Raw genomic sequence first — 19,880 nt, 5'->3', positions numbered from 1 at the left:
CTTAAACCTGCTCAACTTTGATTAATAACGCCACGGCTTCACACGCAATACCTTCACCACGGCCGGTGAAACCAAGCTGCTCAGTGGTGGTGGCTTTTACATTGATATCATCCATATGACATTGTAGGTCTTCTGCCAAGTGAACGCGCATTTGTGGGATATGGGGGGCCATTTTAGGGGCTTGGGCGATAATCGTGATATCCAGATTACCCAGCTTGTACCCCTTAGCCAGAATGCGGCGGTATGCTTCTCGCAATAAACCGCGGCTGTCAGCACCTTTAAAGGCTGGGTCAGTATCGGGGAATAACTTGCCAATATCGCCTAATGCAGCAGCGCCCAGTAATGCATCAGTGGCGGCATGCAGTGCAACATCGCCATCTGAATGTGCCAATAAACCCTTTTCGTAAGGGATGCGCACTCCACCAATAATCAGGGGGCCGCTGCCATTTTCACCAAATTTATGTACATCGAAACCATGACCAATCCGCATTGTTCTTCTCCTTTACTTAGGGGGGTGTTGTTGAGTTAAATAAAACTCCGCCAGCGCCAAATCCTCCGGGCGCGTCACCTTGATATTATCCGAACGCCCTGAAACCAGTATCGGATGATAGCCGCAATGTTCTAATGCTGATGCTTCATCAGTGACCAGCGCGCCGTCTTGCAGGGCACGGGATAAGCACATTTTTAATAACTCAAGCGGGAAAAGTTGCGGTGTCAGCGCATGCCACAGCGCTTGGCGATCAACCGTATGAGCAATGGCTTGCACACCGGGTTCACTGCGTTTCATGGTGTCACGAACCGGCGCTGCCAGAATACCACCAACCTTGCTGTGCTCAGTAATTGCCAGCAGTTTTTCAAGGTCACTTTGGTGCAAACACGGACGAGCTGCATCATGAACCAGCGCCCATTCGGCCTGTCCTGCCTGCTGTAAACCCGCCATCACAGAATCAGCTCGCTGGTCACCGCCATGAACAATACTGATGCGGGGATCCCTGGCGATAGATAACCTTGAGAATTGTGTGTCTTGCGGATGTATCACAACAATAATCCGCTGGATTCGTGGGTGACTCAGCAGAGAAAGAATGGCGTGTTCAATGATTGTCTTGCCCCCCACAATTAAATACTGTTTAGGGCAATCAGCTTGCATGCGGCTGCCAATACCCGCCGCCGGTACTATCGCTATAACTTCGGGCGCTATAACTTCAGGCGCTATAACATCGGGCGCAACGACTTCAGAAAGGGAAACGGCGAAATTACTCATTATTTATTGTTGTGCGTTATTTTGTGTCGAAGGGATACCCGCATTACGTCTGGATTGGTCAGGAACCAGACGATAGAAACTTTCGCCGGGTTTAATCATACCCAGTTCGTTACGTGCGCGCTCTTCGATAGCCTCTTGACCACCGTTTAAATCATCGATTTCAGCAAATAGCTGATCGTTTCGGGCTTTAAGTTTGCTGTTATTGACCTCTTGGAGCGCCACGTCATCCTTAACCCGAACAAAATCATGAACACCATTCTTGCCCAACCACAATGAATACTGTAGCCAACCAAGTAAAACCAGCAATAGTAGCGTAAGTTTTCCCATTCCCGCCCCCTGAAAAACTGCCTATACCATAAATAATTCGAGTTGCAGGAAGGCAGCAACTGAGCGAGTCCTCAGGAGCTTACACAAGTAAGTGACTGGGGTGAACGAAGACAGCCAACACACATGCAACTTGAAGTATGACGGGTATAATCATCCCACAACTTTTCGTCGGACTCCACTCTGTGACGGAAATAGGCCACAAGACGCAGATTAAGGACGATTTCCGGCAAAAATACCACGTAACTCGACAAAATGTCATTAAATGCTAATTTTCAGCATTCTTTCACCCCGCCATTGTCGATTAATAACGCAACAACATCACCCAGAGATAAACACTGGAAAAATTGTTTTTTCCATTAGCTTATGCCAGCCAGTAAATTAAATATGCATATTTAATATCGCCATAAATAAATAAGCCCCATTATAGTTGAGTTTACAGTTATAAAAGTTTATTTTTATGCACTCAAACTGCATAAATAAAAAATCATACTTTCATTCATCTTTATCTTTTCACCGGGAGATTCACATGTTTAAACGTTTAATGTTGGTTGGGACTTGCTTGGCAGCCCTGTTGTCTGCGGGTACGGCTATTGCTGCCGAACCCACTTATGTGGTCGGCTCCGGGGGTACCTATCGCCCATTCGAGTATGAAAACAGCCAAAAACAACTGGAAGGTTTTGATATCGATATCATTAAAGCTATCGGTAAAGCTGAAGGTTTTCAGGTCAAATTGGTGAATACCCCGTGGGAAGGTATTTTTGCCACTTTAGGTTCTGGTGATCGCGACATCATTATTTCCGGTATCACGATTACTGATAAACGTAAGCAAATGGTTGATTTCTCTGACCCTTATTTCCCAGCCGAACAAACCATTGTGGTCCCTAAAGGCTCTAAAGTTGATTCTATTGCCGCATTGAAAAACCTGAATGTTGGCGTCGTGAATTCCAGCACTGGCGATATCGTAGTTTCAGATGTTCTGGGCAAAAATAGTACCGCAATCAAGCGCTTTGATAATACGCCACTGATGCTGCAAGAGTTATATGAGGATGGTATCGCCGCCGCAGTCGGTGATGTGGGTGTTGCCAAGTTCTACCTGAAAACCCACCCAGAAAAAGCGTTTGAACTGGTGGCTGATGATAAATTTGAGCGCCAATACTTCGGCATCGCGGTTGCGAAAGGTAATGAAGAATTACGCAGTAAAATCAACAGCGGCCTACAAAAAATCGTGGCTGACGACACTTACGCCAAAATTTATGAAAAATGGTTTGATGCTCAGGTCCCTACTCTGCCTACAAAATAACTTTTTTTAATACATTTTTTAATACACTTTTTAGACCCAAAGTCATTGGCGTTACAGCAGCCACCATGCTGCTGCGCCAATGAAGAAAGGTATTTGGATTGCTTATGTCGGGATTTCGTTGGGAAATCATTCAGGAATACGCCCCACTGTTTATGGACGGCGCCTGGATGACAATAAAGTGCACCATTATTTGTGTGATTTTGGGGACGACCTGGGGATTAACACTCGGTCTGGGGCGGTTGGCGCAAGCACCTCATGGTATCTGGAAGCCAATACTGTATTACTTTGTTCAATGGCCAGTGCGTATCTATATCAGCGCCATTCGCGGGACACCGCTGTTTGTGCAGATAATGGTGGTGCACTTTGCTTTGGTGCCGCTGTTTATCAACCCGCGGGATGGCATTCTGGTCACCAACGGCATTATGTCCTCTGATTTTGCCAGAATGCTACGTTCTGATTACGGCGCGTTTTTATCTTGTATCGTGGCTATCACATTGAACGCCGGGGCTTATGTCTCTGAGATTTTCCGCGCGGGTATTCAATCTATTGATCGCGGCCAAATGGAAGCTTCCCGCTCACTGGGGATGAGCTACGGTAAAACCATGCGCAAGGTTATCCTACCGCAGGCTTTCCGCCGTATGCTGCCACCATTGGGCAACAACGCCATTGCTATTGTAAAAGATTCGTCGTTGGCATCCGCCATCGGGCTGGCAGACTTAGCCTATGCCGCGCGCACGGTTTCCGGGGCCTATGCCACTTATTGGGAACCCTACCTGGTCATTTCGGTGGTTTATTGGGTTATTACATTCATACTTTCGCTGTTAGTCCGGCATATGGAAACGAGGTTCGGTAAAAGTGATTCACGTACATAACCTGCAAAAACAGTTTGGCGAAACCCATGTGTTGCGGGGGATTTCATGCGAAATTCAGCCAAAAGAAGTCGTCTGCATCATTGGCCCATCTGGCTCCGGGAAAAGTACCTTCTTGCGCTGTATTAATGCGCTGGAAACCTTGTCCGGCGGTGAAATCACCGTGAATGGTTTTGAGATCCATAACCCCAAAACCGATCTCAACCGCATGCGCGAAAGTGTCGGCATGGTGTTCCAGCGCTTTAATCTGTTCCCGCATATGACGGTGCTGGAAAACCTGATTATGGCGCCCATGGATGTCAAAAAGCTGTCCCGAGCACAAGCTATTGAACGGGCTGAATTATTGCTGCGCAAAGTCGGTTTGCTGGACAAAATTGACGCTTATCCCAGTAGTCTTTCGGGTGGGCAACAGCAGCGGGTAGCGATTGCCCGAGCTTTGGCGATGGAGCCGAAAATCATGCTGTTTGACGAGCCAACCTCAGCGCTTGACCCGGAACTGGTGGGCGAAGTGCTGGCGGTGATGAAAGCATTGGCTCTGGAGGGGATGACCATGGTGGTAGTGACCCATGAAATGGGCTTTGCCCGTGATGTCGCCGATCGGGTATTGTTTATTGATCAAGGGGTTATTCAGGAAGAAGGTCAGCCGAAAGATATATTTACTGCCCCTACCAACCCGCGCACCCAAGCATTTCTTAGCAAGGTGCTATCGGCGCAAGGATAAGCAGATTGAGCTTGTAGCTAATTGAACTTGTAACAAATTGACTTGTAACAAATTGAAGCGGGTTGTCATTGGATCAAACCAAACAGCCCGCTGATTCAGCCCTCACCAACCGGTGAGGAATGTAAATAACATCCAGAATAAGCACACCACTGCAATCCCAGACCCGCCTACAGTGATAAGCACATTACCGCGCGATAGCATACTCAGCGTAATGCCGATCAGCACTGAAACGGGCATCAAAGCCAAAAAAAACGGCCAGGTGTAGAGCAAGAAAAAGACGGTATTGGGGCCGTAGACAAAGAACGGAATCGCGAACGCCAGCCAATAGAAAACAAAGCCAGTAATCCCACCAAGAAAAGAGTATGACGGTTCCTCCCGTTCCTGCTGTTCGTCGATAATAATCTGGGTGATATTCTGCATACAAATCCTGTGGGCACAGTTTAATACCAGCACGCTCTAAGGACGTTTTGCCAGCAATGATATTAGGATTTGATAATAGCTCTACCACGCAGCACGTCTAACAATTGTTCAATCAAATTTGTTACTAATTGTTCACCTTGCAAATGAGTATCAGGATGCTCTGGGGATTCATAAACAGAATCGATACCGGTGAAATTTTTCAGCTCTCCGGCACGGGCTTTTTTATACAATCCTTTCGGGTCGCGGGCTTCGCAAATCGCCAATGGCGTATCCACAAACACCTCAATAAACTGACCTGATGCCAGCATATCTCGCACCATTTGGCGCTCAGCCCGATGAGGGGAAATAAAGGCCGTTAACACCACCAAGCCGGCATCCACCATTAATTTAGCCACTTCCCCGACCCGGCGGATATTCTCGCGCCGGTCGCTATCAGAAAAGCCCAAATCACGACATAAACCGTGGCGTACATTATCGCCATCAAGTAAGTAAGTGCTAACACCGCGGGCAAACAGCGCTTGCTCCAGCGCACCCGCCAGGGTAGATTTTCCGGAACCCGATAAGCCGGTAAACCACAGCACCACACCTTGATGCCCGTGCTGTTGTTCACGATCTTCTCGGGTCACGGCATGGGGGTGCCAGACGATATTTTCGTCGGCTGGCGTCACCTGATCAGCATGCACGTTATTTCCCCCCTAACAGGTCACGCGCACCCCAATGTGGGAAGTGGCGACGAACCAGCGCATTCAATTCCAATTCAAACTCACTGAATTCTTTGTTTTCCTGATAAACCGATTCCAGTGTTTCACGGATCAGCCCTGCGCCAACCGTGACATTACTCAGCCGGTCAATAAAGATCAGGCCGCCGGTATCGCGATTGCGCTGATAGTTGTCCAGCACCAGCGGCTCATCGAACGCCAATTCAACCAAACCAATGCCATTCAGCGGCAAGCTTTCAACCACCCGCTGAGTCAATGAATTGATTTCGACTTGATATTGAATATTTTCAACCCGCGCACGGGTCTTTTTCCCGGCAATCTTGATGTCATAACTTTGCCCGACCACCAGAGGTTGCTCCGCCATCCACACCACATCCACCAGCGCATTTTGCGCCGCTTTTAGGGTTTCACTGGCATCAACCAATAAATCACCACGGCTGATATCGACTTCATCCGTCAGCACCAGCGTAATGGCTTCACCGGGCGTTGCCTGGGTCAAATCGCCATCAAAAGTGACAATGCGTGCAATGGTGGATTCCACGCCAGAGGGCAGCACTTTTATTTTTTGCCCGACCCGCACGATACCGGCAGATAAGGTGCCGGCATAACCCCGGAAATCCAGATTTGGCCGGTTCACATATTGCACCGGGAAGCGCAGCGGCTGCTGGCGGCTGGCATTCACCACATCAACACTTTCCAGCACTTCAAGCAGCGTCGGGCCGGAATACCAATTCATTTTCTCACTTGGCGAGGCCACATTGTCTCCATCCAGCGCCGATAGCGGGACAAATTTAATATCTAAATCAGTGGGTAACTGCTGAGCAAAACTCAGATAATCTTCTTTAAACTGCTCGAAGACACTTTCCTGATAATTGACCAAATCCATCTTATTCACCGCCACCACTAAATGGCGGATACCCAATAACGTGGCGATAAAGCTGTGGCGGCGAGTTTGGTCCAATACCCCTTTACGGGCATCGATTAACAAAATTGCCAAATCACAGGTCGAAGCGCCAGTCGCCATATTGCGCGTGTATTGCTCATGCCCTGGGGTATCAGCAATGATAAATTTGCGTTTCTCAGTGGAGAAGTAACGATAAGCTACATCAATGGTAATGCCCTGCTCACGTTCGGCCTGCAAACCATCCACCAACAAAGCCAAATCCAGCTTTTCACCCTGTGTACCAATACGCTTACTGTCAGTGTGCAGCGTAGTGAGCTGATCTTCGTAGATCTGGCGGGTATCATGCAGTAAACGGCCAATTAGCGTACTTTTACCATCATCCACACTGCCGCACGTCAGAAAACGCAACATGGTTTTGTGCTGCTGGGCATGCAGATAAGCTTCTACCCCGCCTTCGTTAGCGATTTGCTGGGCGATAGAAGTATTATTTAAAATCATCGAGTGACTGTCTAAAATCGGCTGTTTTTCTGCCGCTGATTGACCTTGAAATTTAGTGCTCATCGGGCGCTCCTTAGAAATATCCCTGCCGCTTTTTAAGCTCCATGGAGCCGGATTGATCGCGGTCGATCATGCGACCCTGACGTTCACTGGTGGTCGAGATAAGCATCTCTTCGATGATGGCGGGCAAGGTTTCCGCCTCGGACTCTACCGCGCCGGTCAGTGGCCAACAGCCCAAAGTACGGAAACGCACCATTTTCTGAGTAATCACTTCGCCCGGCTGTAGGTCAATGCGGTCGTCATCCACCATCAGCAACATCCCGTCGCGCTCCACCACAGGGCGGGGCTTCGCCAGATACAGCGGCACAATGTCGATTTTTTCCAGGAAGATATATTGCCAAATATCCAGCTCAGTCCAGTTGGACAGAGGGAAAACGCGGATACTTTCGCCTTTGTTAATCTGACCGTTATAGTTGTGCCACAGCTCTGGGCGCTGGTTTTTTGGGTCCCAACGATGAAAACGGTCACGGAACGAATAAATACGCTCTTTGGCGCGGGATTTCTCTTCATCGCGCCGCGCACCACCGAAAGCGGCATCAAAACCGTATTTGTTCAGCGCTTGCTTCAGACCCTCGGTTTTCATGATATCAGTGTGTTTGGCGCTGCCATGGACAAAGGGGTTAATGCCCATTGCCACCCCTTCCGGGTTACGATGCACCAGTAATTCGCAGCCAAATGCTTTGGCGGTGTGGTCACGGAATTCGTACATTTCACGGAATTTCCAGCCGGTATCCACATGCAATAACGGGAAAGGTAAATGACCGGGAAAAAATGCCTTACGCGCCAAATGCAGCATCACAGAAGAGTCTTTGCCGATGGAATAGAGCATCACCGGGTTGCCGAATTCGGCGGCCACTTCACGGATGATATGGATACTCTCCGCCTCCAATTGCCGCAAATGAGTGAGTCGTTTTTCGTCCATAACAGATCCTTTATGCCAAATTCACGACTGACGGGCTGATGGCCTGTTCAGTCTGCGGTTGTTGCCCAAACCAGGCAATTTGGTGATGTAAATTCACCACTTCCCCGATAACCAGCAGGGCTGGTGTCGGGGCCTGATGCGCGAGTAATTCAAGCTCTGCCAGTGTGCCGGTCAAAACTTGTTGATCAGCACGGGTGCCGCGGCCAATCACTGCTACTGGCGTCGTGCTGGCCCGGCCATGGGTGATTAATTGCCGGCTGATTTCAGCCGCTTTCACTGTGCCCATGTAGATGGCCAAAGTCTGACGACCACGGGCCAGCGCCTGCCAATCCAAATCATCGCCATCAGCGCGGCAATGCCCGGTAATAAATGTCACACTTTGTGCATGGTCACGGTGAGTCAGAGGAATTCCAGCATAAGCTGTTGCTCCGCTCGCCGCTGTCACCCCTGGCACCACTTGAAAGGGGATGCCCGCGCGCGCCACAGCTTGTAGCTCTTCACCGCCACGACCAAAGATAAAAGGATCGCCACCTTTTAGCCGAACCACCCGCTTCCCGCGCTGTGCCAATGTGACCAGTAATTGATTGGTTTCTTCCTGAGTGACCGAATGCGCCCCCGCGCGTTTGCCAACACAAATCCGTTCAGCATCACGGCGCACTAAATCCAGCACTTCCGGGCTGACGAGATGGTCATACAGCACCACATCAGCCTGTTGAATCACTTGCAGACCGCGTAAGGTCAATAAACCGGGGTCACCGGGGCCTGCGCCCACCAAGGCGACTTCACCCTGAGGGCTACTCTGCCCCTCCAATGACAACTGCAGTTCCTCTTCAGCCTCGGCTAATTGGCCACGACTGACAAAACTGGCAAAGCGGCCACTGAAAGCATTTTCCCAAAAACGGCGGCGCTCACCCATTGAAGCAATTTGCTGCTTAACCCGGCCACGCCAGCGCCCAGCGATTGCCGCCATCTCACCTAAACTGCTGGGCAACAAGGCTTCCAATTTCTCGCGCAAGATACGCGCCAATACCGGTGCCTGACCGGCAGAGGAAATCGCCACCACCAGCGGAGAGCGATCGACAATCGACGGGAAGATAAACGAGCAGCGCGGTTGGTCATCCACCACATTCGCCAGCAGGTGCCGCTTATCTGCCGCCGCGAAAACCGCTGCATTCAGCGCAGTATCATTGGTGGCCGCAATCACCAGAAATACCTCATCCAACTGCTCGGGCAAGAAATCTAATGCCAGCCAGTTAATGCGGCCATCCTGATATTGTTGTTCAAGTTCAGATGAGAGAGTCTGTGCCACTACCCGCACCTGTGCGCCCGCGCGGTGGAGTAAGTCAATTTTTCGCGCAGCAACTTCACCGCCGCCAACAACCAATACCGAGCGGCGTTTCAAGTCGGCAAAAAGAGGTAGATAGTCCACAGCATCCTTCAATTACATAATAAGCGTAGGGTGACTATAGGGGGGGGTTATGGCCTTATGAAATGACGAAAAGTAATTACAAGTTCCATAATGATATATAGGCGTGATGACAGGGTTCCCAGCTATGCTAGCCGATCATCACTGTGACGAACTTTCTTATCTGGTGACATAAATATCCGCACTTTAGGAAGTATACAAATTGTCTATTTCCCCAGAGAGTTTCATACTATACCGCGTTGTCCATGCCAGTAGGTGTGGCTCTGACTTTAACAAGGATATTTCAGTATGTTTTCCCGCCGTTGCCTAAAGTGGGCACTCTTTACACTGAGTTTAACTGCCGTCCTGTCACTTCAGGCAGCGACATTGCCAGCCATCGGTCAAATAGCTGAACAACAAGCTCGCCACATCAGCACCTACTTTCCTGGCCGTATGGCGGGCAGCCCAGCGGAATTGCTGGCCGCTGAATATATTAATCATCGTTTTCAGCAGATGGGCTATCAGAGTAATTTGCGGGGGTTTAATACCCGTTATCTCTATACCAGTAAAAATGGTAAACAAAACTGGCGAAATATCAGTGCCACTTCAGTGATTGCTGCCCGCAATATATCAACAGATAAAGAGAATGCAGCCAACAAAGCGGATGATCAAAAGCAGATAATCATCATGGCGCACTTTGATACTTACACCCCACAAAGCGACGAAGATTTAGATAAAAATCTGGGGGGTTTAACACTGCAAGGTGTTGATGATAATGCGGCGGGTGTGGGGGTGATGCTGGAGCTGGCGGAGCGCCTCAAAAAAACGCCGCTGCGCTATGATTTACGTTTTGTCGCACTGAGTGCCGAAGAGATAGGGGCGCAAGGCACGGAAAATTATCTGCAACGGATGAGCACGGCTGAAAAAGCTAACACATTACTGGTGATCAATTTGGATAATTTGATCACCGGCGATCGCCTCTATTTTAATGCCAGTAATCAGCCCGCCGCCATTACTGCAAAGGATCAAGCGCTGACACTGGCCCGCCGCTATGGTATTACCGCCGCCACCGTAAAAGGCCCGGTAATCTCCCCCTGCAAGGCAGAGAAAAATGCCTTTGATGCCGCCGGAATAGCGGTGTTATCCGTTGAGGCCAGTAACTATCGCTTAGGAAATCAAGATGGTTGCCAGCAACGGGCTATCAGCAAGCATTTTCCACAAGGAACTACCCGCCATCAAAGCCCACTGGATAACTTAAACTATCTGGACAAGTTCTTGCCCGGCCGTATCACTAAACGCACAGGTGATACGGTGCAGATATTATTGCCGCTGATACAAGCGTTAGCTGGCGCTAAAAAATAATTTTCACCGTGCGAAACATCGCGCAAAACGAGTAAAAAAATCAATGTATTCAAAGCTTTGGCGATCATTATGGTCGCCCTTTTTCATGCTTTTCGCGTATAACTTTTAGTGGGTATGATACCCATAAATAATTGACTCAATCTTGCTAGTGGGTATGATACCTACTAGCAGCTCACCAGGAGATCACATGGAGAGTGGCGAATTAATAAAACGCTTACAGGATGCGGGTTGGCAAATCAGAGGTGAGAAAAAAACCAATAGCGGAAGCCATATGACTTTGTGCAAACCAGGAGTCCGTAAAATTATTACACTGCCCCATCCCCGCAAGGAGTTATCCAAAGGCATACTGCGACAAGCTCAGCAGATTTCCGGGATTAAATTGATTTAAACAATGCTTAGGGAGTTAACCATGATCTACCCTATTTTCATCTTCAGTACCGTGGACGGATTCGACGGCTATTTTCCTGATATCGACAGCTGCTTTTTTGCGGGCAATACCTTTGCTGATATTAGCAAAAATGCTGAAGAAGCCTTTGCTGTTCATATTGAAGCATTAATGGATGAGGGTTTTCCATTACCCCTCCCCCCCCAAGATCCTCACCGCTATATTGGCGATCCGCGGTTAAGAGAGGATGGCGGGATTTTAGGATTTGTTGAGATAGATCCGGCCAAATATGAAAGTAAGGCCATAAAATTTAATCTGACAATGTCGCAGAATCTACTCACTGCGATCGATAAATTTATCGCCACCCACCGTGGTTATAGGAATCGTAGTCAGTTCTTGGCGGAGTTGGCTCGAGAGCGAATTGCCCGTTAATCACCGCAAAAAATGGGCGCTATTTGCGCCCCTATTCTCAATCAGTCGCACTCAGCTTTCATGCAGACCGCATTCACGTTTTAGGCCAAAGAAGCGCGTTTCTTCTTCGCTCATGCCCGGCTCCCATTTACGGGTTGTATGGGTATCGCCGACAGATAAATAACCCTGCTCCCACAATGGATGGTAACTCAGGCCATTTTGGGTCAAATACTGATAAACTTGGCGGTTATCCCAATCAATGATAGGAAGCAATTTGAACACTCCGCGCGCAATGGCTAAAACGGGTAATTTTGCCCGGCTACCCGATTGCTCACGGCGCAGGCCGGCAAACCAGGTTTGAGCACCTAAAGTTTCCAGTGCGCGGTTCATCGGCTCAACTTTATTCAGGTCGTTATAGCGCTCAATCCCCTCAACACCCTGTTCCCACAATTTGCCATAGCGAGCTTCTTGCCAGGCCGGGCTTTGAGGGGCGCGAAACACTTGCAAATTAAGCTGAAGTTTTTCAGTGAGAGAATCAATAAACTGATAAGTTTCCGGGAACAGATAGCCGGTATCCGTGAGGATCACCGGGATATCAGGGCGCTGCCGCGTCACCAAATGCAAGCAAACTGCCGCCTGAATACCAAAACTGGAAGAGAGCACAAACTCACCGGGCAGATTTTCTAATGCCCAACTGACGCGCTCTTGCGCGGTTAAATGCTCCAGTTGCCCATTAACCAGCGCCAATGCCGCGGCTTGTTCCGCTTTCGGCAGCGCATTAAGTTCATTGAGATTGAATTGACTCACACCGCCTCCTGAACATCATAAAAGTCGCGGGCTGAATCTATCACCGGAGCAATAACACCGACACGAATAACAAAATCACCGAAACCCTCATCAGTATGGCGTTCCTTAGCCCAGCGCCCGACTAACTGGTCGGTAATCGCCAGAATTTCATCTTCGGTAATGTTTTCACGGTACATGCGCGGTATCCGCGTGCCTTCACGGTTGCCGCCCAGATGCAGGTTATAGCGCCCCATGGCTTTGCCCACCAGCCCCACTTCAGCCAGCAAAGCACGGCCGCAACCATTCGGACAGCCGGTGACTCGCATCACAATATGTTCATCGGGCAAACCATGTTGCTGTAAAATACCTTCAATGCGGGTGACAAATTCCGGCAAGAAACGTTCAGCTTCAGCCATTGCCAATGGGCAAGTTGGGAACGAAACACAGGCCATCGAGTTTTCACGCTGCGGGCTGACATTGTCATCCATCAAGCCGTGCTCACGGGCCAATGCTTCAATGCGCGCTTTGTCTTTTTCCGGCACCCCCGCCACAATCAGGTTCTGATTAGCGGTTAAACGGAAATCGCCCTGATGGATTTTGGCAATTTCTGCCACACCGGTTTTCAGACTGCGACCGGGGTAATCCAGCAAACGGCCATTTTCGATAAATAGGGTCAAATGCCACTTTTTATCAATACCTTTCACCCAACCGATGCGATCACCGCGGCCAGTAAATTGATAAGGTTTGATAGCCGAGAAACTCACACCCGCGCGCTTTTCAACTTCGGCCTTAAACACATCAACACCGACGCGCTCTAGCGTATATTTGGTTTTAGCATTCTTACGATCAGTGCGGTTGCCCCAGTCACGCTGAGTGGTCACCACCGCCTCTGCAATCGCCAAAGTGTGTTGTAACGGGATATAGCCGAATTCACTGGCTTTACGTGGGTAAGTATTCTTATCACCGTGAGCAATGGATAACCCACCGCCAACCAACACGTTAAAACCGACCAACTTGCCTTTCTCCGCCACCGCAACAAAGTTGAGGTCATTGGCATGGAGATCAACATCATTTTGCGGCGGAATGACGACTGTAGTTTTAAATTTGCGCGGTAAATAAGTCGCACCGAGGATCGGTTCTTCATCGGTGGTCGCGACTTTTTCTGCATCCAGCCAGATTTCAGCATAAGCACGAGTGCGCGGTAACAAATGTTCAGAAATCTTCTTCGCCCATTCGTAGGCTTCCTGATGGAGCACTGATTCCACTGGGTTTGAGGTACAGAGTACGTTACGGTTAACATCATTTGCCGTCGCCAATGCATCCAAGCCCAATTGATTGAGCAACTGGTGAGCCGGTTTCACATTTCCTTTCAGAATGCCATGAAACTGGAATGTCTGGCGGTTAGTGATACGGATGCTGCCGTATAAGGTGTTATCCGCAGCAAATTTATCAATACCTAGCCACTGTTGCGGAGTAATAATCCCGCCGGGCAAACGGCAGCGCAGCATCATGGCATGACGAGGTTCAAGCTTCTGTTCCGTCCGTTCAGCGCGGATATCGCGGTCATCTTGCTGATACATTCCGTGGAAGCGAATCAGTAGGAAGTTATCGCCGTTGAAACCGCCGGTCAGCCCGTCATTCAAATCCTCTGCAATCGTCCCGCGGAGGAAATTGCTCTGTGACTTCATGCGCTCGCCGTCGGAAAGCTTTCCAGCAACAACCAATGGCCCTGGGTGTTTTTCATTCATCAGTACACATCCCGCTGATAACGGCGCGCCAGGCGCAGCTCACTTAAATATTCATCAGCCTGCTCAGCATCCATCGCGCCGTGCAGAGCCACCACGTCCAGTAAAACTTGCTCAACATCTTTAGCCATGCGGTTGGCATCGCCACAGACGTAAATGTGGGCACCTTGTTGGATCCAGTCCCACAGTTCTGCACCTTGCTCGCGCAGTTTGTCTTGTACATATATTTTATGGGCTTGATCGCGCGACCAGGCCAGATCAATGCGGGTCAGCAAGCCGTCTTTGACATAACGTTGCCATTCAACCTGATAGAGAAAATCTTCAGTGAAATGTGGGTTACCGAAAAGTAGCCAGTTCTTGCCCGTGGCTCCATCGGCTTCGCGCTGCTGCATAAAGGCGCGGAAAGGCGCGATGCCGGTTCCCGGCCCAATCATTATCACTGGAGTTTCTGGGTTAGCCGGTAAACGGAAGTTATCGTTATGTTCGATAAAGATGCGAATATCGTCATCCACTGCCAGTCTGTCCGCCAGATACCCCGAAGCACCGCCAGCACGTGGATGGCCATCAATCTCATAGCGCACCACACCGACGGTAATATGCACTTCATTCTCAGTTTCAGCTTGTGAGGAGGCAATGGAATAGAGGCGAGGAGTTAGTGGCCGCAACAGTGCAACCAATTGATCGGCATTCAGATCAGAGGGGGCCTGACGAACCATATCCACAATCGGGGTGTTCTTGGCGTAATGTTGCAGCGCCGGTTTATCCGCCAGCAAAGCAATCAATTTCTCATCACGGGACAGTGCGGCGTATTTATCGACAATCACCGTGGTATTTTGCGTCAGTTCAAGATGGCTACGCAGCGCTTGTGACACCAATATATTCTGCCCATCAATACTGACCGGCTCATCACCTTTAAGCCACAATAGCGCCAGCAACTCATCGACCAGTGCCGGGTCATTATCAAACCAGACCCCCAGAGCATCACCCGGCTGATAGCGCAGCCCGGAGTCCCCTAAATCAATTTCAATGTGGCGCACATCTTTTTCAGAATGACGCCCCGTGACTTTTTGCTGTACCGATAACTGCGCGGTAAGTGGCGCGGTTTTGCTATAAGGGCTGGAGGTCATTTCATCGACCACACCACTTTGTGTGACCGCCGCCGCCGCTGTTGATTGGGCTGGCACTCTGGCTTGCAAGGCCGCCACAACCTGCTGACGCCACTGTTGGGCTGATCCTTGATATTCCACATCAGCATCCACTCTTTCAACTAACCGCTGCGCGCCCAACTCAGCCAATTTGTTGTCGAAATCTTTGCCCGCCTGACAAAAATGCTCATAGGAAGTATCGCCTAAGCCAAACACCGCAAAGGCGGTTTCTGGCAATTTAGGCGCTTTTTTAGAGAATAAGAACTTATGCAGCGCCACAGCCTCTTCGGCGGGTTCGCCTTCGCCTTGGGTGGAAGCAACAATCACCAGCAAACGTTCTTGGGCTATCTGTTTAAACTTATAATCACCGGCATTAACCAGATTGACGTTAAGTTTGGCGGCTAAAAGGTCGTCGCGTAACTGTTCAGCCAAACGCCGCGCATTGCCGGTTTGGGAAGCAGAAATCAGGGTGATCGCCGCTGCTGGGGCGGCCACAGCAGGAGCAACAACCGCGCCAGGTTGTTGGTTAACCATGCCCCAGAAGTAGCCAGATAACCATGCCATTTGGGTGGGAGAAAACTCACCAACCGCGGCTTGCAAGCGGGCCAACTGCTCCGGCGATAGCGGGAGTAAAGAAGTAGGAGGAACCTGAGTCGTCATTGCAGTACTAATTCCTTTATGCTTAGCCACGATAGGCACGGACAGCTATCAGTGCGAACAGTTTGCGCTCAAAAGTCTTGATAGTTTGTAAGGTTAACCATCCCGATAATAACAATTAAAGAAGCAATGGAAATAATAAATAACCAAAACGACTAAGTGGTTTTTCAGGTAATAGATATGAGTTAAAGTGTTCAACTTATTAGGAAATTTTTGCCCACTGATATTTCGCCATAAATTAATTACATCTGTATAAAAATCAGTGAAATAGGTTGAAGATAAGCAAAATTCATCCAGCCCAATAGGGCATACAGCTACGCGCATTCATAGCCAGTATCCATGCTTTCCGGTACTATGCGGCGGTTTTTTGAGTCAATAAGGTCAGAATTATGAGCACCACCCTATTTAAAGATTTTCAGTTTGAAGCCGCCCACTTGTTGCCCCATGTCCCAGAGGGCCACAAATGTGGTCGTTTGCACGGCCATTCATTTATGATCCGTATTGAGGTCACAGGTGAAGTTGATGCTCACTCCGGCTGGGTGATGGACTTTGCTGATCTCAAGGCTGCATTCAAGCCAATTTGGGAACGTTTGGATCATCACTATCTGAATGACATTCCCGGTCTGGAAAACCCGACCAGTGAAGTGCTGGCCTGTTGGATTTGGCAGCAGCTTAAACCGCAATTACCAGAACTCAGCGCCGTCATGGTAAAAGAGACCTGCTCGGCGGGTTGTGTTTACCGCGGTTAAATCATTCGTCAGGGCGCTGCCACGCCCTGCACTTTAAGCTATGTTTAGGTATTTATGCGTCTGCATGGAGAGCCGCCAATTCTTGGCGATACAGGTTTCAATGCAGAGCTTAGTGGCTTCTTCTTTCTGACTAATCGGCTGCAAAGCAATAATCCGCTTTTTGTCATCCGTCAGTGTTACCAGCAGTGCTTCCAGTGCTTCGATATCCCGTAAACGCCCCACCGGGTGCTTAATTTCATCTGCGCGCTGTAATGCCTGCGGTAATACTTTTAGGCCGCCGCGCATATTCACTTTTGGCGAAACCGTCACCCACGTGGTCGCCGAACACTGCACTTCATGAGTCCCGCTAGTTTCAATTTGGCAACTGTAACCGGCTTGCTCCAACTGAGATGTTAAAGGAAGCAAATCGTAAATCGCTGGCTCCCCCCCAGTTATCACTACATGGCGGGCGGTATATCCTTGTTGACGGAAAATATCCAATAACTGCTGCTCGCTGGCTGTTCCCCAGAGATCACTTTCCGCAGTTTTTACCATGATGCGCTGCATATCGACTTCCCGATCGGCCTCTTTTTCCCAGGTATGTTTGGTGTCGCACCAGCTACAACCTACTGGGCAGCCCTGCAAACGCACGAAAATCGCCGGTACGCCGGTGAAGTAACCCTCGCCCTGCAAGGTCTGGAACATTTCATTAATCGGGTACTGCATTAGCATCTCTATCGTGATTCAAACCAATGCGCGATTATCGCAGATTCCCTGGCTGTGACCAAACGGGTAACACCGAGGCTACCAGTTTGTTTGTATCAGGCCGTTACTCGATGACACCACAAGCCATTCGCGCACCGCCACCACCCAAAGGCATTGGATGGTCGGCATAGTTATCACCACCAGCATGAATCATTAGCGCATGTTGTTTCACCTCTGATAACGATTTCAGACGTGGAGCCAATACTTGGTAGGTCGCAGTGCCATCGGCATTGACCACCAGCCCCGGCAGGTCACCCAAATGCCCTTTATCACTATAAGGCCCAAGGTGCGTCCCGGTTTTTTGCGGGTCGAAATGGCCGCCCGCAGCCAATGCGGGCACCGCTTTACCGTCTTTCTGCCCCGGCGCACAACGTGGATTTTCATGGAGATGGAAACCATGAACCCCCGCAACCAGCCCAGTCAGATTTGGCGTGAACAATAATCCATAAGGGGTTTCGGTCAGGGTAACTGTACCCAGCGCCTTACCATTGCCCGTTGGCAGCGCTTCATTCATTGTGACGGTAACATCTGCCGCCAATAAACTGCCGGAGAAAAGCATCGCCGGTAACAGTAAGTATTTCAATTTCATTGTTTATCTTCCTTTATGCATTATTGCCGAATCATTCGGGTAATGATTAATGATAACGGGCGGTGAATGATCTGCACGATGGTGGTGTTAGAGATGTGAGTCAGGTGGGGCATTGTGACGAGATTCGGATTAATCTCGCAGGAATAAGTAATCGATAACAATAGGTTAATCTGCAAAATAGCAGATTAACCCGGTTAAATTGGAAAAGTAAGCGATAAGGTTTCCCCTCTCAATCAGCGATTAACTCGGCATTTCCATGGATTGTCTTTGCGACCTCTAATGCCTGAAGTAAATCATTTAATAGATCCTCCACATCCTCTAACCCCACCGATAGTCGAATTAACCCATCGCTAATTAAATGATGACGCCGCTCTTCCGGAGTATAGGAGGAATGCGTCATGCTGGCCGGGTGCTGCGCTAATGTTTCACAGTCGCCCAAACTGACCGCACGATAAATGAGTTGTAGCGCATTGAGAAAGGCGATACCCGCCGCCATGCCGCCACGAAGTTCAAAAGCAATCATGCCGCCAGCCCCTGTCATTTGCCGCTTGACCAACTCATGCTGGGGAAAGTTTGGTAATCCGGGATAATAAATCTGCTCAACCAATGGATGCTGAGATAACTTTTCAGCAATAGTTTGGGCGCTAGCGCAGTGCCTTTCCATACGTACAGCCAGTGTTTTCATCCCGCGTAAAATCAGTGCTGCATCCTGCGCAGATAATACCGCGCCATTCATATCTTTTAACCCCACCAGGCGAATTTGGTCTGCCAGATTTTTGCGCGTTACCACTAATCCCGCTAACAAATCACCGTGCCCGCCCAAATATTTGGTCGCAGAATGCACGACAATATCCGCACCTAGCGCCAAAGGTGTTTGCAAATAGGGGGTGCAGTAGGTGTTATCCACGATAAAGAGCGCGTCATTAGCACGGGTAATTTGGCTTAGCGCCGCGATATCTACAATTCGCATATTCGGATTAGCTGGAGTTTCGCAATAAACCAACCTGGTTTGTTCTGAAATGGCCGCAGCCAGTTTTCGCGAATCAGTTAAATCTACGTGGGTAATTTTCACCCCAAATCGCGCCAATCCATGATGAAAATAAGCATAAGTGCAGCCATAAATGGTTTGGTCGACAATGATTTCATCACCCGGTTTAAGAAACGTCCAACAGCAAGCCGTAATAGCCCCCATCCCGGATGAAAAAGAGACTGCCGCCTCACCGCCTTCCAGTATGGCAATACGGCGCTCCAATAAATCTAATGTTGGGTTACTGATTCTTGAGTAAAAATAACCTTTCTCTGTTCCGGCAAAACAAGCCCCACCGTATTCCGCACTGGGGAAAGTGAAAGTTGAGCTCATATAAACTGGTGGCGATAATGCGCCTAAATGCTCTTGAGGGTGATAACCATAATGAATAGCCTGAGTAGAAAAAGACTTTGCTGATTGCATCGACATCTCTATATCCTCATAAAGTAGCTTATAACTTTAAGGTGGCGATATTTTTGTAGCATTAATTCTTTGACCAATTATCTGTAACGTCCGTAATAACAACGTAATACCGACTAATGTGTCTCGGTCGCGAAATAAAGAATATAATGAACGGTAATTAACTGCCTCTTGATTAAGTCGCAGCTCAGTATTCGCCATCCTTAATGCACTACCACTCTCCCAACCAACGGCAACAATGCCTTCGAATACACCAGCCAGTTTCTCGACCAATGCATTATCTGCAATATCAACCACATCAGATAACAATGACAATATATCTACTGCGTTATTTAATCGCCCTCCCGCTAATAAGGGCTGTAATTTATTAAGCAATTGCGTGAAATCGGCTTCAGGCATTATTTCTTTATCAACATGACTTTCATCTGATTGATGTTCGCTCATATTTTCTCTT

At 49.1% G+C, this 19,880-nt stretch carries 22 protein-coding genes; 7 read left to right on the top strand and 15 right to left on the bottom strand.

The window, feature by feature from the left end:
* Position 1: 1 nt before the first annotated feature.
* From ispF to ftsB, 3 genes are read right to left on the bottom strand one after another with little or no spacing between them, the layout of a single operon-like run.
* Positions 2 to 490 carry a 2-C-methyl-D-erythritol 2,4-cyclodiphosphate synthase gene (gene ispF / locus FTA91_RS11430; protein ID WP_050114075.1) on the bottom strand — a complete coding sequence of 163 codons (489 nt, stop codon included), beginning with the start codon at positions 488 to 490 and terminating at the stop codon, positions 2 to 4.
* Between the two features lie 12 nt (positions 491 to 502).
* The gene (ispD, locus tag FTA91_RS11425) at positions 503 to 1,261 is read right to left on the bottom strand and encodes a 2-C-methyl-D-erythritol 4-phosphate cytidylyltransferase (RefSeq protein WP_050114073.1); all 759 of its coding nucleotides are present in this window, start codon (positions 1,259 to 1,261) and stop codon (positions 503 to 505) included.
* 3 nt (positions 1,262 to 1,264) lie between these two features.
* The gene (gene ftsB / locus FTA91_RS11420) at positions 1,265 to 1,588 is read right to left on the bottom strand and encodes a cell division protein FtsB (RefSeq protein ID WP_050114071.1); all 324 of its coding nucleotides are present in this window, start codon (positions 1,586 to 1,588) and stop codon (positions 1,265 to 1,267) included.
* 526 nt (positions 1,589 to 2,114) lie between these two features.
* Between ftsB and FTA91_RS11415 the strand changes: the two genes are divergently transcribed.
* From FTA91_RS11415 to FTA91_RS11405, 3 genes are all read left to right on the top strand, one after another.
* The gene (locus FTA91_RS11415; protein WP_145583375.1) at positions 2,115 to 2,888 is read left to right on the top strand and encodes a basic amino acid ABC transporter substrate-binding protein; all 774 of its coding nucleotides are present in this window, start codon (positions 2,115 to 2,117) and stop codon (positions 2,886 to 2,888) included.
* 104 nt (positions 2,889 to 2,992) lie between these two features.
* Positions 2,993 to 3,760, top strand: a complete 768-nt coding sequence (locus FTA91_RS11410) for an amino acid ABC transporter permease (protein ID WP_004389104.1) — start codon at positions 2,993 to 2,995, stop codon at positions 3,758 to 3,760.
* Positions 3,744 to 4,478, top strand: a complete 735-nt coding sequence (locus FTA91_RS11405) for an amino acid ABC transporter ATP-binding protein (protein ID WP_145535053.1) — start codon at positions 3,744 to 3,746, stop codon at positions 4,476 to 4,478. Before FTA91_RS11410 ends, FTA91_RS11405 begins: the two co-directional genes overlap by 17 nt.
* Positions 4,479 to 4,580: 102 nt before the next feature.
* Here the strand turns inward: FTA91_RS11405 and FTA91_RS11400 are convergent, their stop codons facing one another.
* The 5 genes from FTA91_RS11400 to cysG all read right to left on the bottom strand — a co-directional run bounded on the left by FTA91_RS11400 (position 4,581) and on the right by cysG (position 9,430).
* On the bottom strand, positions 4,581 to 4,898 hold the full coding sequence (locus FTA91_RS11400) for a DUF3561 family protein (RefSeq protein WP_050114067.1): 318 nt from the start codon (positions 4,896 to 4,898) through the stop codon (positions 4,581 to 4,583).
* 62 nt (positions 4,899 to 4,960) lie between these two features.
* Positions 4,961 to 5,581, bottom strand: coding sequence for an adenylyl-sulfate kinase (gene cysC / locus FTA91_RS11395; RefSeq protein WP_050114066.1), 621 nt, complete (start codon positions 5,579 to 5,581; stop codon positions 4,961 to 4,963).
* Between the two features lies 1 nt (position 5,582).
* Positions 5,583 to 7,082, bottom strand: coding sequence for a sulfate adenylyltransferase subunit CysN (cysN, locus tag FTA91_RS11390; protein ID WP_186366592.1), 1,500 nt, complete (start codon positions 7,080 to 7,082; stop codon positions 5,583 to 5,585).
* Positions 7,083 to 7,092: 10 nt separating this feature from the next.
* Positions 7,093 to 8,001, bottom strand: a complete 909-nt coding sequence (gene cysD / locus FTA91_RS11385) for a sulfate adenylyltransferase subunit CysD (RefSeq protein ID WP_004389099.1) — start codon at positions 7,999 to 8,001, stop codon at positions 7,093 to 7,095.
* A 10-nt stretch (positions 8,002 to 8,011) separates the two neighbouring features.
* Positions 8,012 to 9,430 carry a siroheme synthase CysG gene (cysG, locus tag FTA91_RS11380; protein WP_050114064.1) on the bottom strand — a complete coding sequence of 473 codons (1,419 nt, stop codon included), beginning with the start codon at positions 9,428 to 9,430 and terminating at the stop codon, positions 8,012 to 8,014.
* 285 nt (positions 9,431 to 9,715) lie between these two features.
* Between cysG and FTA91_RS11375 the strand changes: the two genes are divergently transcribed.
* The 3 genes from FTA91_RS11375 (at position 9,716) to FTA91_RS11360 (ending at position 11,585) form a co-directional block, all read left to right on the top strand.
* Positions 9,716 to 10,768, top strand: a complete 1,053-nt coding sequence (locus FTA91_RS11375; RefSeq protein ID WP_145535056.1) for an aminopeptidase — start codon at positions 9,716 to 9,718, stop codon at positions 10,766 to 10,768.
* Positions 10,769 to 10,955: 187 nt separating this feature from the next.
* The gene (locus FTA91_RS11365; RefSeq protein WP_050114061.1) at positions 10,956 to 11,156 is read left to right on the top strand and encodes a type II toxin-antitoxin system HicA family toxin; all 201 of its coding nucleotides are present in this window, start codon (positions 10,956 to 10,958) and stop codon (positions 11,154 to 11,156) included.
* 21 nt (positions 11,157 to 11,177) lie between these two features.
* Positions 11,178 to 11,585 (top strand): type II toxin-antitoxin system HicB family antitoxin, encoded by a 408-nt coding sequence (locus FTA91_RS11360; RefSeq protein WP_145535059.1) that lies wholly within the window; start codon positions 11,178 to 11,180, stop codon positions 11,583 to 11,585.
* 51 nt (positions 11,586 to 11,636) lie between these two features.
* Here FTA91_RS11360 and FTA91_RS11355 read toward each other — a convergent pair whose 3' ends face one another.
* From FTA91_RS11355 to cysJ, 3 genes are read right to left on the bottom strand one after another with little or no spacing between them, the layout of a single operon-like run.
* Positions 11,637 to 12,371, bottom strand: coding sequence for a phosphoadenylyl-sulfate reductase (locus FTA91_RS11355; protein WP_049558959.1), 735 nt, complete (start codon positions 12,369 to 12,371; stop codon positions 11,637 to 11,639).
* Positions 12,368 to 14,098, bottom strand: coding sequence for an assimilatory sulfite reductase (NADPH) hemoprotein subunit (gene cysI / locus FTA91_RS11350; protein ID WP_050114058.1), 1,731 nt, complete (start codon positions 14,096 to 14,098; stop codon positions 12,368 to 12,370). The genes FTA91_RS11355 and cysI overlap by 4 nt, the downstream gene beginning before the upstream one ends.
* Positions 14,098 to 15,900, bottom strand: a complete 1,803-nt coding sequence (gene cysJ / locus FTA91_RS11345; RefSeq protein WP_145583373.1) for an NADPH-dependent assimilatory sulfite reductase flavoprotein subunit — start codon at positions 15,898 to 15,900, stop codon at positions 14,098 to 14,100. Before cysJ ends, cysI begins: the two co-directional genes overlap by 1 nt.
* A gap of 386 nt (positions 15,901 to 16,286) precedes the next feature.
* Here cysJ and queD point away from each other — a divergent pair, with 386 nt between their 5' ends.
* The gene (queD, locus tag FTA91_RS11335) at positions 16,287 to 16,646 is read left to right on the top strand and encodes a 6-carboxytetrahydropterin synthase QueD (protein ID WP_050114054.1); all 360 of its coding nucleotides are present in this window, start codon (positions 16,287 to 16,289) and stop codon (positions 16,644 to 16,646) included.
* Positions 16,647 to 16,679: 33 nt separating this feature from the next.
* Here queD and queE read toward each other — a convergent pair whose 3' ends face one another.
* The 4 genes from queE to FTA91_RS11315 all read right to left on the bottom strand — a co-directional run bounded on the left by queE (position 16,680) and on the right by FTA91_RS11315 (position 19,825).
* On the bottom strand, positions 16,680 to 17,351 hold the full coding sequence (queE, locus tag FTA91_RS11330; RefSeq protein WP_050114053.1) for a 7-carboxy-7-deazaguanine synthase QueE: 672 nt from the start codon (positions 17,349 to 17,351) through the stop codon (positions 16,680 to 16,682).
* Between the two features lie 103 nt (positions 17,352 to 17,454).
* Entirely contained in the window at positions 17,455 to 17,979 is a 525-nt protein-coding gene (gene sodC / locus FTA91_RS11325) for a superoxide dismutase family protein (RefSeq protein ID WP_050114051.1), read from the bottom strand.
* Between the two features lie 229 nt (positions 17,980 to 18,208).
* Positions 18,209 to 19,435 (bottom strand): methionine gamma-lyase, encoded by a 1,227-nt coding sequence (locus FTA91_RS11320; protein WP_145535064.1) that lies wholly within the window; start codon positions 19,433 to 19,435, stop codon positions 18,209 to 18,211.
* Positions 19,436 to 19,465: 30 nt separating this feature from the next.
* Complete coding sequence (locus FTA91_RS11315) at positions 19,466 to 19,825, bottom strand: hypothetical protein (RefSeq protein ID WP_050114199.1); 360 nt, start codon at positions 19,823 to 19,825, stop codon at positions 19,466 to 19,468.
* Positions 19,826 to 19,880 lie beyond the last annotated feature (55 nt).

The organism is Yersinia thracica, assembly GCF_902170565.1.
Taxonomy (GTDB): Bacteria; Pseudomonadota; Gammaproteobacteria; order Enterobacterales; family Enterobacteriaceae; genus Yersinia; species Yersinia thracica.
Note: the sequence above shows the minus strand (reverse complement) of the source record. Positions and strands in the feature narration are given on the sequence as shown.